This is a genomic window from Pantoea sp. UBA4549 (genome assembly GCF_002387285.1).
GTDB lineage: Bacteria > Pseudomonadota > Gammaproteobacteria > Enterobacterales > Enterobacteriaceae > Pantoea > Pantoea borealis.
Map to the genome: position 1 here is coordinate 518,277 of NZ_DGLH01000009.1, position 16,348 is coordinate 534,624.

The window sequence follows — 16,348 nt, forward strand, 5'->3', positions numbered from 1 at the left end:
CGGCTGCGTATGACGCACCGGTGTTATCAGGGTTTCTGGCAGAGTCCGGCGGGTTCAACATCCGGCAGCGGCTCACAATTGCTGGTATCGTTACTTTTCAGTTCGTTCAGCGCATCCGCCACGGTACGCGTCTCCAGCACTTTCAGCGACGCCTCTTCCGCCTCCTGAGCAATCGATTTGAAATACCAGCAGAGGTTGGCGCTGACCAGACAACGCGGTGCAACATCCGGTCGCGACGCCCACAGTTTTTTGTCTTCAATCACTGACGTATAGATATCGCGTAGCGTGATCTCCGCTGCGGGCCGGCCCAGATGAATTGAGCCGGTACGACCCAGCGTCGAAACAATAATGCCATCGCGCGTCAGCGGAACCATCAGTTTACGAATAAAACTGGGATTCGCCTCCAGACCGTACGCCAGAATTGCGCTGGTCGAGCGTTTTCCCAGTTGCTCCGCCATCGCGACACTTAAAACCATCTGCAGAGCTGTCGGGAAGCGATAATCTAACATTTCAATATCCTGAGTTGCGGCTTATCTTTTTGTTTTTATAGCGCGTCAATGAGTGAACAATGAGCAATAAATATAACAAACACTGTTGCTTTTTAGAAGCAACCCCGGCCTTACAGGGCACGGATTCCCCATCTGCAAGGCGGTTTGCGCACAAGCTGCTTAGTTTTGCACGGACGACGCCTGCGCCGGTAACTGCTGCTTAAGCAGCATGACCAGCAATACATTTACGCCTGCCAGCCCGCACAGCACCCAGAGCGTGATATCAGCGCCGGCATGGGCAAACAGCCAGCCGCCCGCCAGCGGCGTCAGCGCCTGCCCTATCAGCGCCGGCCGCGCCATACGACCGGTGACCACGGCATAATGCTCTGGTTTGACCACAACCAGCGGTAATGTACCGCGTACGATGGCCCGCAAGCCGTTCCCGGCGCCATACAGCATCATCGCAACCAGCGCCATGGCCGGAAACAGCGCCAGCAGCATTAGCCCCGCTGCGACCAGTCCCACAGAGAACAAAGCAGTCCATATGGGGTGACTACGCTTAAACAGGACATCCAGAAGCCGCGAGCCGATCTGACAGGGACCGAGAATGGCACTGAGCGCCAGCGCCGCGCTCAGTGAATAACCGCCTGACTGAAGCAGCGTAATAAGCTGAACCGAGATGGCGGTCATAATAACCGAAGCGAGGGTGAAAATGGCGCACAGCAGCCAGAAAAGTTGTGATGAGGGGGCGTTCTGCAGGGCATCAGAGGCGGCGCCGGTCTCACCTCCCCTGCTCTCTGTTTGCATCACCGGCGGCGGCAGCGCATAGCGATAGGCGGGGAATACCAGCAGCGTGAGCAGCGCAGCAATAATGAAACAGGCGTCACGCCAGCCGGCGAGCGCAATCAGCCATGCCGTTCCCGGCCATACCAGCGTGGTACATAATCCCGAAATCAGTGTCACCCCGGTAATAGCGCTGCGCGCCTGTCCGCCATACAGCGTGCCGAGTGTCGCAAACAGCGCATCGTAAAGGCTCATGGCCATCCCTGTGCCTATCAGCAGCCATGCAGCAAAAAACCAGCCGGGCCGGTAGCTCAGCCCCATGAGCACCAGGCCTGCAGCCATCACGATACCGCCGCCTGCCAGCAGTGCCGGTCCGTATCCACGGGCAATCAGCCGGCCGCTAAGCGGCGCCAGCAAACCCGAGACCAGAATACCGAGCGACAGTGCGCCATAGACCCACTGCCGGGGCCAGCCGGTTTCAGCGATAATCGGAGCGGCCATCACAGCCATCAGGTAGAACGACCCGCCCCATGAAAGGATCTGGACCGCACCCAGCGTGATAATTGCCGGAATAGCGGGTTTTGCATGATAGCGCACAGGGTGGCCCCATATAAGATAAAGCGTTGTTATAGCATGGATATTCTTCAGGCTGAACGCTCTTTTCTGTTAAGCCGCTAACCACTCCGGGGCTTCTGTCAGGCTCTATATAAAATTAATAAGTATGCTGTAACTAAAATAGCCTCTTGCCAGCAACGTGCACACAGGTACATTAAGGATGTTGTAACAAAGGAGAACATAATGGCTCGCTACGATTTAGTCGCTGATTTACATGAGTGCGTCAATACGCTGGAACAGCGCCTCGGCGCGCTGCGCGCCAGCATTGAGCAGCAGCCGCTGCTGGTGGCTCGCGTATTTAGCCTGCCGGCAATTGAAAAAGGTCATGAACATGACGAGATTGATAAAATAACGGTTACCCAGCATCTGGGAAAAAGCGCACGCGAGATGGCGCTCACCCACTACTGCCGGCTGTTTATGCAGCATCAGTCAGAAAAGCTCAGTACTAAAGCGGCCGTACGACTGCCCGGTGCGCTCTGTATTGAGGCAGACGAACATGCTGCTGAACAGATTACCCTGCAGGTCAGCGAGATCAACGCGCTCAAGCAGCGGCTGGAGCAGCTGATAACCGTGGAGTCCGGTTTACCGAGCGAAGCGCGCTTTGAATTTGTGCATCAGCATCTGCGCGGACTGATTACGCTGAATGCCTATCGCAGCGTGCCCCTGCTTCATGCGCCGGATACGCTGCGCTTTGGCTGGGCCAATAAAAACATCATTAAAAATCTGACGCGGGAAGCCGTTATTGAGCAGCTGGAGCGCAGCCTGAAAGCAAATCGCGCTCAGGCGCCCTGGACGCGCGAGCAGTGGGCAGAAAAAGTTCAGCTGGAGCTGGAGCTGGTGCGATCGCTGCCGGCGAGCGCAAAGCTGAAAATCAAACGGCCGGTCAAAGTGCAGCCTATTGCACGCGTCTGGCGCGCCAGCGAGAAGAAACAGACGCAGCTGGCCTGCCCTTCTCCGCTGCTGGTACTGTGTCGTGACAAAACGCAGGTGCCGGTACTGGGCGAACTGCTGAATTACGACGCAGAGAACATCGCCCATCGCTATAAACCGCTGGCGCAGCCGCTGCATCTGATCATCCCGCGTCTGCACCTCTGGAGCGACCGCCTCGCCTGACGGCGCGGCCGCCCCCTGCGGGATTACGCTTTCATGCTGCCAACCATCTCTTCCGGGCGCACCCAGGCATCGAACTGCGCCTCATCCAGATAACCGAGCTGCAGCGCGGCCGCTTTAAGCGTCAGGCCCTCTTTATGGGCTTTTTTGGCAATCTCAGCCGCTTTGTCATAGCCAATGTGCGTATTCAGCGCGGTTACCAGCATCAGAGACTCATTAAGCAGCTGATCGATGCGCTCCCGCACCGGCTCAATGCCTGTTGCACAGTGATGATTAAAGCTGTCCATGCCGTCGGCCAGCAGCCGTACCGATTGCAGGAAGTTATGAATCACCATAGGACGGAATACGTTCAGCTCAAAGTTGCCGGACGCGCCGCCCATATTGATCGCCACATCGTTGCCCATGACCTGGCAGCAGAGCATGGTCATCGCTTCACACTGCGTCGGATTCACTTTACCCGGCATAATCGAGCTGCCCGGCTCATTTTCCGGGATGCTGATTTCACCAATGCCGCAGCGCGGACCGGAAGAGAGCCAGCGGACGTCGTTGGCAATTTTCATCAGCGACGCTGCCAGACCTTTCAGCGCGCCGTGCGCATGCACCAGCGCATCGCAGGTTGCCAGCGCTTCAAATTTGTTGGGCGCGGTAACAAATGGCTGACCGGTCAGCGCGGCCAGCGCCTGCGCCACGCGGACGGCGTATTCAGGATGCGTGTTCAGGCCGGTGCCCACGGCGGTGCCGCCCAGCGCCAGCTCAGACAGATGAGGAATGCTGTTTTCAACGTGCTTCAGGCTATGCTCCAGCATGGCCACCCAGCCGGAGATCTCCTGCCCCAGCGTCAGCGGCGTGGCATCCTGCAGGTGCGTACGGCCAATTTTCACAATATCGCTGAAGGCATCCGCTTTGCGGGCCAGTGTGGTTTTGAGCACCTCCAGCTGCGGAATAAGCTGCTCGCGCAGTACCGTGACGGCCGCCACATGCATAGCGGTGGGAAAGACATCGTTAGAGCTCTGGCTTTTATTCACATCATCATTAGGGTGCACCCGCCGCGCCATACCGCGCTCACCGCCGAGGATTTCGCTCGCGCGATTGGCCAGTACCTCATTCATATTCATGTTGGTCTGGGTGCCGGAGCCGGTCTGCCAGATCGCCAGCGGAAACTGATCGGCGTGCTGGTTGGCCAGTACCTCATCCGCCGCGCGAATAATCGCTGCCGCGCGATCGTCCGGCAGCAGCTGCAGATCGCGGTTCACCTCCGCCGCTGCCCGCTTGGTCTGCGCCAGAGCCCGGACCAGCTCAACCGGCATTTTCTCAGTTGAAATACGAAAATGCTCCAGCGAGCGTTGCGTCTGTGCGCCCCAGAGTTTGTCTGCCGGCACATCGATGGGACCCATTGAATCTTTTTCAGTGCGACTGGCTGCCATAGCCCTCTTCTCCTTACTCAGTAGTGAAGTGATACCTGCATGGGACGTCTGAACACCCTGCTGGCGATCCGAATCAATAAAACAGTATGCGGTCACATCGCGTTTCCTGCACACAGGTCGCGCTAATTGCTGACATTTTCTGCTTTACTGGGCAATAACTGTTCAGCTGAGGGCAAAATATGCATAAATTGAATAACTCACTGCAGTATTACGACTGGGGCAGCACAACGGCGTTAACGGCACTGTATGGTATCGCCGATCCGCAGGGCCGGCCGCTGGCAGAACTGTGGATGGGCGCGCACCCGAAAAGCCCGTCAACGCTGGTTACTGAGGGCCAGCCCCGCTCGCTGCGCGATGCGATCGCGCGCGATCCGGTGGCAATGCTGGGCCGCGCCGTCGCTGACCGGTTTGGTGAACTGCCGTTTCTGTTTAAGGTGCTCTGCGCGGCGAAAGCGCTCTCCGTGCAGGCGCATCCGGACAAACACGCAGCTGCCGCCGGTTTTGCCCGTGAAAACGCGGCCGGTATTGCTCCGGATGCGCCGCAGCGCAGCTATAAAGATGCCAGCCATAAACCAGAGCTGCTCTATGCGCTTACGCCTTTCCAGGCGCTGAACGGTTTCCGCGAGCGGCCTGAAATGGTGTCGCTGCTGAGCGCGGTAGCGGGCGCGCATCCGCAGATTGGACACTTTATTGAGCAGGCCACGCCAGATGCCCTTGCCCGCCTGTTTGCCACGCTGTTCTCGCTGCAGGGGGATGAAAAAAGGCGTGCGCTGGCGATCCTGTGCTCAGTGGCAGCGTCACGGGATGCGGAGCCGTGGCTGACTGTACGGCAGCTGGCGGCTGATTACCCGGACGATAACGGTCTGTTTGCACCACTGCTGCTTAACCAGCTGCTGCTGCAGCCCGGCGAAGCGATGTTTCTCTCTGCCGGAACGCCACACGCTTACCTGCAGGGCACTGCACTGGAAGTTATGGCAAATTCAGATAATGTGCTGCGTGCCGGCCTGACGCCAAAATTTATCGATATGCCGGAGCTGCTGGCTAACCTGAACTTTACCGCCCGCGCGGCCGGTACGCTGCGGCTGCAGCCTGAGCGCGATGCGCAGGCGCTGCATTTCCCGGTGCCGGTGGATGATTTTGCTTTTGCCATTCACTTGCTTTCCGCCGTGGCGCAGCCGCTGGCACCGGCCGGCGTCGCCCTGCTGTTCTGTATTGAGGGTGAAGCACGGCTTGCCAGCGCGGATAGCCAGCTTATCCTGCAGCCAGGCGAATCCTGTTTTGTTGCCGCCCGCGAAGCACCGATTGCAGCCTCAGGCAGCGGACGTCTGGCCCGCGTCTTCTGCGCGCTCACTGCAGACGGCTGACGCTGCGCCGGTTAACTGCTATCCTTTCAGACGATTACTTTAAACGCCTGCGGGCGTTTTTCTTCACCCGGCGCGTTACCCTGACGGGGCGCGAACGCAAGGATAAGGATGACTCAGCGATGAAAAAGACTCAGGTTGCAGCAGGTGTGATTGTCGCGCTCGGTGTGGTTTGGACCGGCGCAGCGTGGTTTACCGGCAAGCAGATTGAGAGCCATAAGGATGAGATGCTGCAACATGCCAACAGCCAGATTAACGCCTGGGCACCCAACAGCCGCCTGACGCTGAGCTATCAGGATTATCAGCGCGGCCTGTTCAGCAGCAGCACGAAACTGGTTGTTCAGGCGAGCTCGCAAACGGTGGATAATCCGCTGCTTAAGCCGGGTCAGACCATTGTGCTGAATGAAACCATCGATCACGGCCCTTTCCCCTTTGCGCAACTGAAGCGCGGCAATATTCTGCCGGCAATGGCCTCAGTGCACTCAGAGCTTGCCAATACTGACGCGGTGAAAAAACTGTTCGCGCTGACTGACGGCAAATCACTGGTTGCAGCCGATACGCGTATTGGTTACAGCGGGGCTACTGATACGGCGCTGACCCTGCTGCCAGTGGATTACAGCAACGCACAGACCGGCGACCGGCTGGCCACCAACGGCGGTAAGCTTGACGTCAGCGCCGACAGCAAAGGCGATAAAGTCAGCCTGAAAGGTGAGTTTTCCAGCATCGCCGTCACCAGCAAAAATCAGCTGGAGCAGCCGGTGCTGTTCACCCTGAATGGTCTGGCACTGGGCGGTGATACTCACCTGAGCCCGGAAGGCGTGCGCGTGGGCGATCAGAACATCACGCTGGATAAACTGGAAGCGAGCATCAACGGGCAGCAGGGAATGACGCTGCAGAACATCGACGGTAAATCCTCTTTTGATAATAAAGAGGGCAAAATCGGCGGCACCATTGATTACAAAGTGGGGAATATCAACCTGCAGCAGCAGCCTTTTGGCGAAGCGCGTCTGGCGATGAAGTTTTCGCAGTTTGATGCGCAGGCGGTGAAAACCTTCTCCGATACTTACAATGCCCAGATGCAGGATCTGCTGCGCCAGCCGGGTGTGGCTGAGGATCCGATTCGCTATCAGGCCAGCGTGCAGACTATTTTGCGCAACAACCTGCCGCTGCTGCTGAAAGGCGCGCCGGCGGTGAGCATTGCGCCGCTGAGCTGGAAAAATGATAAAGGTGAAAGCACGTTTAACCTGAATATCGGCTTCAACGATCCGGCGGCAGTCAGCGGCGAGGCGCAGAGCCTGGGGGCAGCAGTGAATCGCATGCTGAAAACGCTGGATGGCAAACTGAATATCAATATGCCAATGGCAACAGAAACGATGCGTCATGTTGGCCTGGCAGAAGGATATCAGGGAGATGACGCGCAGAAGCTGGCCGATCAGCAGGTTAAAGGCGTGGCTGCGATGGGCCAGATGTTCCGTCTGACGCAGCAGCAGGATAATAATATTGTCACCAGTCTGCAGTATGCGAACGGTCAGGTAACGATGAACGGTGACAAGATGTCGCTGGAGCAGTTCCTCTCCCGCTATATGCTGGGAATGCCAACCAGTGAAGGCATGCCACAGTAACCTCTGCGGTACGCCGCCTCATCCTGCGGGAAGAGGCGGCGCCTTTTCGCTCTAATATTCACCACCTGTTCTCCGCTTTGCGCAAATCGCTGGCGCAGTTGCGCAAGATATTTTTATAATGCTCTGCACTTTATTCCTGACAAGCGAGTGCGCCATGATCGACCAGCAGCTTCCTCTTACCGATATTCACCGCCACCTTGATGGCAATATCCGCGCCCAAACTATTCTCGATCTCGGCCGCCAGTTTAACCTCTCTCTGCCCGCCAGCTCTCTTGAAGCACTGCGTCCTCACGTGCAGGTCACCGCTAACGAACCCGACCTGGTGAGTTTTCTGCAGAAGCTCGACTGGGGCGTTAAGGTGCTGGGCGATCTCGACGCCTGTCGCCGCATTGCGCTGGAAAACGTCGAAGATGCAGCGCGTGCAGGCATTCACTATGCGGAACTCCGCTTCTCTCCGGGCTATATGGCGATGACCCATAATCTGCCGGTAGCGGGCGTAACAGAAGCGGTAATTGATGGTGTGCGTGCGGGCGTGAAGCAGTACGGTGTGGATGTCAATCTGATTGGCATTATGAGCCGCACCTTTGGTGAAGAGGCGTGCCTGCGCGAGCTGGAAGGATTACTGGCACATCGCGACGGTATCACCGCCGTGGATCTGGCGGGCGATGAGCTGGGCTTTCCGGGCAGTGAGTTTCTGAGCCACTTCAACCGGGCACGTGACGCCGGTTTTCGCATCACCGTGCATGCCGGCGAAGCGGCGGGTCCGGAGAGTATCTGGCAGGCCATTCGCGAACTGGGCGCGGAGCGTATCGGTCACGGCGTTAAGGCGATTGAAGATCGGGCGCTGATGGATTTTCTGGCTGAGCAGCGTATCGGCATCGAATCCTGCCTGACCTCAAACATCCAGACCAGCACCGTCTCCTCGCTGGAGAAGCATCCGCTGAAAGCGTTCCTGCAGCACGGTATTCTGGCCACGCTGAATACTGATGACCCGGCGGTTCAGGGTGTGGAACTGGCGCATGAATATGAGGTGGCGGCCCCTGCAGCAGGCCTCTCTCTGGCAGAGATCCGCCAGGCGCAGGAAAATGGTGTGGCGATTGCATTCCTGAGCGAAGCGGAGAAAGCGGCGCTGCGCCAGCGCGTAGCAGGCTGAGGCGCTAAGCACCAGAGATAACGCGCCGCCCTGCGGCGGCGCGTAACATCAGCGCGGTGACATCGTCTGACGCTTCTCTGCAGACTGCAGACCCAGCTCAATCAGCTCCATAACCTGTATCGCCTCTTCTGCCTGCACCGGATTTTGCCCCGTGCCGGCTATCGCGTCGCGGATCGCCGCATAGTAGGCCGGATAGTTGCCCGGCTGCGTCAGCAGCTCCTGCTCCACCAGCATATCGCCTTCCGCCAGCGTCAGCGTGCCGTTGCGCATATCGTAGCCCCACGCCTGCTGCGGCGGTCTGGCGCCTGATTTCAGACTATCCTCCTGCGGATCGAGCCCATACTTTACGTAGCTGCCGCGCGTGCCGTGTACCACAAAGCGCGGTGACTCTGCTGCCACCAGCATGCTGGCGTGCAGCACCACGCGGCGCGTCGGGTAAGTCAGCACCGCGTGGAAATAGTCAGTGGTTTGCGCGCCCGGGCGCAGCTCTGCCATATCCACATTGATCGCGACCGGCATACCAAACAGCTGCAGCGCCTGATCCAGCACGTGCGGGCCGAGGTCAAACCAGATGCCGCTGCCCGGTCCCTTCATCTCGCGCCAGCGCTGGCGAACTTCCGGGCGAAAGCGGTCGAAATGTGACTCCAGATAGCGTATCTCGCCAAGCGTGCCCTCACTGAGTAACGTTTTCAGCGTCAGAAAATCGCTGTCCCAGCGGCGGTTATGGAATACCGACAGCAGCAATCCTCTGGATTTTGCCAGCTGATCGAGCTCACGCGCCTGCGATAGCGTGACGGTGAAAGGCTTGTCAACGACCACATGCTTGCCGGCATTCAGGGCCGCTTTAGCCAGCGGAAAATGGGTGTCATTGGGGGTGGGGATCACAATCAGCTGCAGGGTGGGATCGTCCAGCAGCGCCTGCGGATCGGCGACGACCTGTACCGAGGGCCAGTCAGCATGCACTTTACCGGCATCACTGCTGGAGATCGCTGCCAGTTCCATATCGGCTGTTCCGGCGATTAAAGGGGCATGAAAGGTTTTACTGGCAAAGCCATAGCCTATCAGGCCGACACGTAGTTTATCGCTCATTCTCACTCCTTTTGTCATATACCCGACTGATTTAAGACGAATCAGCCGGTGAGAACAAGGCGGAATCAGCTGAAAGAGATCGCCCGGCCAGGCTCCGGCCAGTTCTGCTGCGCTTCGAGCGCGTCGTGCGCATCCTGGCTGCGCCGGCGGAAATCACTCGGACTGACGCCCACGCGTTTGCGGAACACGCGTGAAAAGTAGAGCTGATCGTCATAGCCTACTTCCCGTCCCACGGAGGCGATAGGTTCCTGCGTTGTCTGCAGCAGCAGCTTGGCGCGGATCACCCGCTGATCTTCACGCCAGCGCAGCAGATTAATGCCCATCTGTTCGCGGAACAGATGCGCCAGCCGCGAAGGCGATAAACAGACATGCCGCGCCACCTCCTCGATTTTGACTTCGCTGGCAAGATGATTGGTCACAAACTGGCAGGCTTCAATCACGCGCGGATCGCGAATTTGCTGATGACTGCGCGGATCCTCTTCCACCGCACGCAGCAGCAGACGCTCCAGCAGGTTCATCGCCAGCTCTTCAGCAAAGCGACGCCCGGAGTTGTGCGTCTGTTCAATGCTGGCAAACAGGCGATCAAATTCGCCGCACAGCGCTTCGGTCAGACGCAGCCGGCCCACGCCCTGCTTCTGATCCTGCCACTCCAGCCAGTCGATCCAGTAGGCGCGCGGCCGAAAATAGACCCAGCGATGGTGCCAGCACGGACTGTCTGGTGCACGTCCATAGTAGTGCGGCGTTTTCGGCTGAAACAGCAGCAGGTCACCCGGCTCACAATCAAAAGCGGATTCGCCATCAAAGATCCGGCCTTTGCCACGGATGGTGAGATTGAGAATATAGCCCTTCATCCCCAGCGGTCGATCGATAAAAAAGTCGAGCGGCTCCTGCGCGTTAATCGGCGTGAGTCCCGCTACCAGCCAGGCGTTAAACGGATAGCCCGGCAGCAGGGGGTTCTGTTGTTCACTGGGGGGTTCGCGATGGTACATAGTGCCCTCACTCTCAGCATGACGCGCGGCGCAACACCCACGTTGCGCCGCCAGGATCAAACGGCTCTGTTTTTCTGTTTATAGCGATCGAAAATCACTGCGGCTAACAGTATCAGACCCCGCACGACATACTGTGAGAATGGCGAGATATTCAGTAAATTCATCGCATTCTCTACGGTCCCCAGGATCAGCACCCCCGCCACCACATAGGAAATTTTACCGATGCCGCCCTTCAGCGAGACGCCGCCCAGCACGCAGGCCGAGATCACAATCAGTTCATAGCCCAGCGAAGTCATGGGCTGACCGCTGGTCATACGCGAGGCCAGAATGATGCCCGCGGCGGCTGAAACCAGTCCTGAAAGGATAAAGATAATGATGCGGGTACGCACCACCGGCACGCCAGCCAGCCGGGCAGCTTCTTCATTGCCGCCAATTGCCAGTGTGTTGCGGCCAAACGTGGTTTTGTTCAGCAGGAAACCAAACGCAACCATGGTGGCAATGGTGAGCCAGATAGGTGCCGGCACGCCCAGCCAGTTAGCATAACCCAGCGCAAAAAAGCGTTCATCTTCAATGCCTACCGCTTTACCGTCAGAGAAGATATAGGCCAGTCCGCGCACAATCTGCATCGTTGCCAGCGTGGTGATCAGGGCGTTGATTTTTAACCGGGCAATGACAAATCCGTTCACAAAACCGGTCGCCATACCCAGCAGCAGCCCGGCGGCTACGCCAATCCACAGGCTTTCGGTCATGTTGATCACCACCGCCGTCACCACGCCGGCGCAGGCGATAACCGAGGCGATGGAGAGATCAAAGTCGCCCGACGCCAGACAGAACAGCATACCGCAGGCCACCATGCCGGACATCGACATCGCCAGGCCCAGCCCTTTCATATTAATAAACGTGCCAAAGTTCGGCACAAAGATGGCGCAGACAATAAACAGCAGCGCAAAAACCACCAGCATGCCGAAATTGTCCCAGATACGTCCCAGCTGCAGCCCGCTGCGCTGCACCGGTGGCGTGTTGGAAGTGGTAGATGAAGCCATTGTTGCTCTCCTGTACATCAGGCCACGGCGGCCGCTTGAGGGGTTTTCGGCATCGCCAGACTTAGCGTCAGCTGTTCGGTTGCCGTGTCGTGCGTCAGTTCTCCGGCAATTTCACCTTCGCGCATGACAATAATGCGGTCGGCGAGCCCCATTACTTCGGGCAGATCGCTGGATGCAAACAGCACCGCAATCCCTTTGCCTGCCAGTTGGTAAATCAGATTGTAAATTTCATGCTTCGCGCCAACGTCAATACCGCGCGTTGGCTCATCCAGCATGATCACGTTCATCTCTTCCGAGAGCCAGCGACCCAGAATGGCCTTTTGCTGGTTGCCCCCGGAGAGGTTCATGATCAGCTGATGCGGACCAGGCGTCTTGATATTGAGCGAACGGATATGGCTTTCTGCGTTTTTCGCCTCCCAGCCGGGCCTGATCAGGCAGCCCGCCGTGAGGTTATGGCGTCGCGCGCTGATATTGATGTTCTCCCGCACGGAGTGCACCGGAATAATGCCTTCCGCTTTGCGATCTTCAGGACAGAGCATAATGCCCGCCCGGATGGCATCAATCGGCTGGCGGATCGTGAGCGGCCTGCCATCAAGTGAAACCGTGCCGCCACGCAGTTTTGTGGCCCCAAACAGCCCTTTCATCAGCTCGCTGCGTCCGGCGCCTACCAGACCAAACAACCCTACAATTTCTCCCGCGCGCACGGTCAGTGAGACAGGCATGCGCACCCCTTTCGCCTCGACCTGGTCGAGCTGAAAACGAACGGCGCCCAGCTCGCGTGGCGCATAGCCATAGATATCGCCCAGGTTGCGCCCGACCATCGCCTCGACCAGATCGTCGTGGTGGGTATTGGGCATATCCGTAAACGTGCGCACATAGCGGCCATCTTTAAACACGGTAATTGCATCGCTCAGGGCAAAAATCTCCTCCATGCGATGCGACACATAAAGCACCACCCGTCCTTCGGCCCGCAGCTGACGGATAACGCGGAACAGGTGCTCAATTTCGCGCGCTGAGAGCGAACTGGTTGGTTCATCAAACGCAATAATGCGGGCGTTGCGCGCCAGCGCCTTTGCAATCTCCACCATCTGCCACTGACCCAGTGAGAGATATTTCAGTGGCATATCGGGATCGATATCCATCCCGAGGTTTTTCAGCTGCAGTCCGGCTTCATAACGCAGCAGTTTGCGGTTTACCAGACCGCGTTTATGCGGCAGCTGGCCGAGATAGATATTCTCCGCCACGCTCATTTCCGGTACCAGGTGCAGCTCCTGGTAGATGATGGCGACGCCGGCATCCAGCGCATCAACCGTATTGGTGAAGTGTTTTGCCTCGCCCTGGATGCGGATTTCGCCGCTTGTGGGCTGATAACTGCCGCTGAGGATCTTCAGCAGCGTTGATTTTCCTGCGCCGTTTTCGCCCATCAGCGCGTGCACCTCACCGGCGCGGCACTCAAAGCCGATATCCTGCAGTGCTTTTACGCCAGGAAAGGTTTTGCTGATGCCATGAAAAGAGAGAAATGCCTGATCGGTCTCCATGGAAACTCCTGATAATGCCCGTCGGATTTCAGGTGCGCATAAATGCGCACCCTGCAAACCAGGTACGCATGAATGCGCGCCCTGTGCGTTACATCAGCCCTTTCTTCGCCAGTTCGGTTTTGAAGTTATCGCGGGTGATCAGCACCACATCCGTCACCTCTGTAAATCTGGCAGGTTCTTCGCCTTTAGTGACCCAGTTGTAGAGCATCTGGCTGCTCTTATAACCGTGAACATCCGGGCTGGGCAGCAGTGAACCATAGAAACCGGTCGCGGAGCCTTTAGAGAGTTCGCTGATCGCATCCACGCCGTTAATGCCGATACCAATCACATCCGGCGCTTTGAAACCCTGGCCCTCAGTGGCGCGCACGCCGCCCAGCACGGTGTTATCGTTCATGCCGACAATCAGCCAGTGTTTCACTTCCGGGTGCTGCACCAGCAGCGAGTTACCGGCATCAAACGCGCCGGGAATATCGTTGGATTTGGTCGGGACCTGATAAATCTGCTTCTCAGGGAAGCCTGCTGCTTTAATGGCCGCCATCGAGCCGCCGGTACGACGACGCGCCGTATCCAGTTCGTTAGCGGTGATCGCCATCACCGCCGTCTCTTTAACGTCCCAGCCGCGTTTCTGCATCTCTTTATAGAGTTCCTGACCCTGGCGCTCGCCGATCTTTGTTGCCGCCATCATTACCAGCGGAACGGTCTCCATTGGCTTGCCTTTCGCCGTGACAAACTGGTCATCTACCGCGATCACTTTCAGATCGTAGCTGCGCGCTTTCGCCATAATGGCCGAGCCGAGTTTGGGATCGGGGGTGCAGATGACAAAACCTTTCGCACCGCTGGCCGCGAGGCTGTCGATGGCGTTAAGCGTTTTTTCACCATCGGGGACCGCAATTTTAATCACCTCAAAACCCAGATCTTTGCCGGCTTTATCAGCAAATTTCCATTCGGTCTGAAACCACGGCTCCTCTGGTTGTTTAACGAGAAAACCGAGCTTCATCGTCTCGGCGATAGCGGAATGTGACATAACCGCGGCGAGGCTGACGGCCGCCAGCGCTTTAGTGAATTTATGCATGATGCTCTCCGGCACAATGGTGTTTTATCGCTGTTATTAACGTTTTTGTGTAAACGCTACCATCTGAATTCTGCTTTCTTGTACAGCGCAAAATCAGCGCGTTAGCTCAAGAGTTGCTGAAAGGCTGTGCAAACGCTGGGCTAGTTGTAGCGAGAAATGCGGCACAAAATGTAGAGCGGTATCACATAGCAAAACGAAGGCAAAAATATCCATATATTCAGCAAAATTAACCGGTGCCTGACTTTTGCGGCCGATCACACAACCTCTCCGATGACAGAAAAGTACATATTGTCAGCCACTGATGACTAACGGCCCGGGACATTGCCTCGCAGGATAGAACCCATATAACTCACACAGGAGAATCCCGATGGGTGCTGGCGCCATAACAATTGGGCTGGATTTTGGTAGTGACTCAGTGCGTGCGCTGGCGGTTGACTGCCACAGCGGCAAAGAGCTGGAAAAAGCGGTGGTCAACTATTCGCGCTGGGCGCAGGGCCAGTTCTGCGACGCGCACGCTAACCGGTTTCGTCATCATCCGCAGGACTACATCGATGCCCTGGAGCAGGCGCTGGTCAGCGTGCTGCAGGCATTAACGCCTGAACAGCGCGCGGCGGTAGCCGGGATCGGCGTGGATACAACCGGATCAACGCCGGCGCCTGTCGATCGCGACGGTAATGTCCTGGCGCTGCGACCGGAATTTGCCGCAAATCCCAACGCCATGTTTGTGCTGTGGAAAGATCATACTGCCATTGAAGAAGCTGAAGCGATCACGCGTCTGTGTCACAGCGGGCGCTTTATCGACTACACCCGCTATATTGGCGGCATTTACTCCTCCGAATGGTTCTGGGCGAAAATCTTACACGTCTCGCGGGAGGATGCCGCCGTGCGGGAGGCGGCTGTTTCCTGGGTTGAACTCTGCGACTGGGTGCCGGCGCTGCTAAGCGGTACGACCGCCCCCGATAAGCTGCGTCGCGGGCGCTGCGCCGCCGGACATAAATCGCTCTGGCATCCGGAGTGGCAGGGCCTGCCAGACGTGGCCTTTCTCAACGCGCTTGACCCCATGCTGACGGAACAGCTCGATTCACCGCTGTTTACCGATACCTGGACCGCCGACCTGCCGGTTGGCACGCTGAGTGCTGAATGGGCTGCCCGTCTTGGATTATCCGAACAGGTGGTTATCTCTGGCGGCGCCTTTGACTGCCACATGGGCGCGGTCGGGGCCGGTGCTCAGCCCTATACGCTGGTAAAAGTCATTGGTACATCAACCTGCGACATTCTGATTGCAGACAGTGAAACCGTCGGCGACCGCGCGATCCGGGGCATTTGCGGCCAGGTCGACGGCAGCGTCGTCCCTGGTGCGATTGGCTGCGAAGCGGGCCAGTCGGCCTTTGGCGATATCTACGCCTGGTTCAGCCGCCTGCTCGGCTGGCCACTGCAACAGGCGGCGCAGCGTCATCCTGAACTGCAACCGCAGCTGGCTGCGCTGCAGCAGGATCTGATCCGCGAGCTTACCGAAGCCTGGGCCGCCAATCCGCAACTCGATCATCTGCCGGTGGTGCTGGACTGGTTTAATGGTCGCCGTACCCCGGATGCCAATCAGCGGCTGAAAGGCGTCATTACCGATCTTAATCTGGGCACCGATGCACCGGCACTGTTTGGCGGGCTGATCGCCGCCACGGCTTTTGGCGCAAGGGCCATTATGGAATGCTTTGAGCAGCAGGCGATTCCGGTAAAGAGTATTCTGACGCTGGGGGGTATCGCCCGCAAATCCCCTGCCATTATGCAGGCGTGCTGTGATGTGATGAACCGTCCGCTGGATATTGTTGCGTCGGACGAGTGCTGCGCACTGGGCGCGGCAATTTTTGCGGCCGTGGCGGCAGAGGTCTATCCCGACGTACCTGCCGCTCAGCAGGTGATGGCCAGCCCGATTGCAGTCACGCTGCAGCCCGACGCACAGCGCGTAGCGGCGTATCAGCAGCTCTATCAACGTTATCAAAACTGGTGTGAGGCGGCTGAACCACAGTACGCGCCGCGCACCCTATCCGCACAGTAAAGGAGTGG

General features: G+C 57.8%; 13 protein-coding genes. 5 read left to right on the forward strand and 8 right to left on the reverse strand.

Annotated elements, in window-relative coordinates; genetic code table 11:
• Positions 1–26: 26 nt before the first annotated feature.
• Both B3041_RS09105 and B3041_RS09110 read right to left on the reverse strand, forming a co-directional pair.
• Positions 27–509, reverse strand: coding sequence for an RrF2 family transcriptional regulator (locus B3041_RS09105; RefSeq protein ID WP_065649420.1), 483 nt, complete (start codon positions 507–509; stop codon positions 27–29).
• 159 nt (positions 510–668) lie between these two features.
• A complete protein-coding gene (locus B3041_RS09110) occupies positions 669–1,868 on the reverse strand; it encodes an MFS transporter (protein WP_292971593.1) in 1,200 nt (399 codons plus the stop codon).
• Between the two features lie 201 nt (positions 1,869–2,069).
• Here B3041_RS09110 and tus point away from each other — a divergent pair, with 201 nt between their 5' ends.
• Positions 2,070–2,999, forward strand: coding sequence for a DNA replication terminus site-binding protein (gene tus / locus B3041_RS09115; protein WP_065649422.1), 930 nt, complete (start codon positions 2,070–2,072; stop codon positions 2,997–2,999).
• A 23-nt stretch (positions 3,000–3,022) separates the two neighbouring features.
• On the opposite strand, the gene fumC is transcribed toward tus, so the two are convergent.
• Entirely contained in the window at positions 3,023–4,420 is a 1,398-nt protein-coding gene (gene fumC, locus B3041_RS09120; protein WP_292971597.1) for a class II fumarate hydratase, read from the reverse strand.
• Between the two features lie 179 nt (positions 4,421–4,599).
• Between fumC and manA the strand changes: the two genes are divergently transcribed.
• The 3 genes from manA to add all read left to right on the forward strand — a co-directional run bounded on the left by manA (position 4,600) and on the right by add (position 8,556).
• On the forward strand, positions 4,600–5,784 hold the full coding sequence (gene manA / locus B3041_RS09125) for a mannose-6-phosphate isomerase (protein WP_292971600.1): 1,185 nt from the start codon (positions 4,600–4,602) through the stop codon (positions 5,782–5,784).
• Positions 5,785–5,903: 119 nt separating this feature from the next.
• Positions 5,904–7,403 carry a YdgA family protein gene (locus B3041_RS09130; protein WP_292971603.1) on the forward strand — a complete coding sequence of 500 codons (1,500 nt, stop codon included), beginning with the start codon at positions 5,904–5,906 and terminating at the stop codon, positions 7,401–7,403.
• Positions 7,404–7,557: 154 nt separating this feature from the next.
• Positions 7,558–8,556 (forward strand): adenosine deaminase, encoded by a 999-nt coding sequence (gene add, locus B3041_RS09135; protein ID WP_065649426.1) that lies wholly within the window; start codon positions 7,558–7,560, stop codon positions 8,554–8,556.
• Between the two features lie 48 nt (positions 8,557–8,604).
• On the opposite strand, the gene B3041_RS09140 is transcribed toward add, so the two are convergent.
• From B3041_RS09140 to B3041_RS09160, 5 genes are all read right to left on the reverse strand, one after another.
• Positions 8,605–9,645 carry an oxidoreductase gene (locus B3041_RS09140; RefSeq protein ID WP_292971606.1) on the reverse strand — a complete coding sequence of 347 codons (1,041 nt, stop codon included), beginning with the start codon at positions 9,643–9,645 and terminating at the stop codon, positions 8,605–8,607.
• Positions 9,646–9,710: 65 nt separating this feature from the next.
• Entirely contained in the window at positions 9,711–10,634 is a 924-nt protein-coding gene (gene araC, locus B3041_RS09145) for an arabinose operon transcriptional regulator AraC (RefSeq protein ID WP_292971609.1), read from the reverse strand.
• Between the two features lie 56 nt (positions 10,635–10,690).
• Entirely contained in the window at positions 10,691–11,677 is a 987-nt protein-coding gene (gene araH, locus B3041_RS09150) for an L-arabinose ABC transporter permease AraH (protein WP_065649429.1), read from the reverse strand.
• A gap of 17 nt (positions 11,678–11,694) precedes the next feature.
• A complete protein-coding gene (gene araG, locus B3041_RS09155; RefSeq protein WP_292971612.1) occupies positions 11,695–13,215 on the reverse strand; it encodes an L-arabinose ABC transporter ATP-binding protein AraG in 1,521 nt (506 codons plus the stop codon).
• Positions 13,216–13,303: 88 nt separating this feature from the next.
• The gene (locus B3041_RS09160; protein WP_065649431.1) at positions 13,304–14,287 is read right to left on the reverse strand and encodes an arabinose ABC transporter substrate-binding protein; all 984 of its coding nucleotides are present in this window, start codon (positions 14,285–14,287) and stop codon (positions 13,304–13,306) included.
• 367 nt (positions 14,288–14,654) lie between these two features.
• Here B3041_RS09160 and B3041_RS09165 point away from each other — a divergent pair, with 367 nt between their 5' ends.
• Entirely contained in the window at positions 14,655–16,340 is a 1,686-nt protein-coding gene (locus B3041_RS09165; protein WP_292971615.1) for a ribulokinase, read from the forward strand.
• The last annotated feature ends 8 nt before the right edge of the window (positions 16,341–16,348 follow it).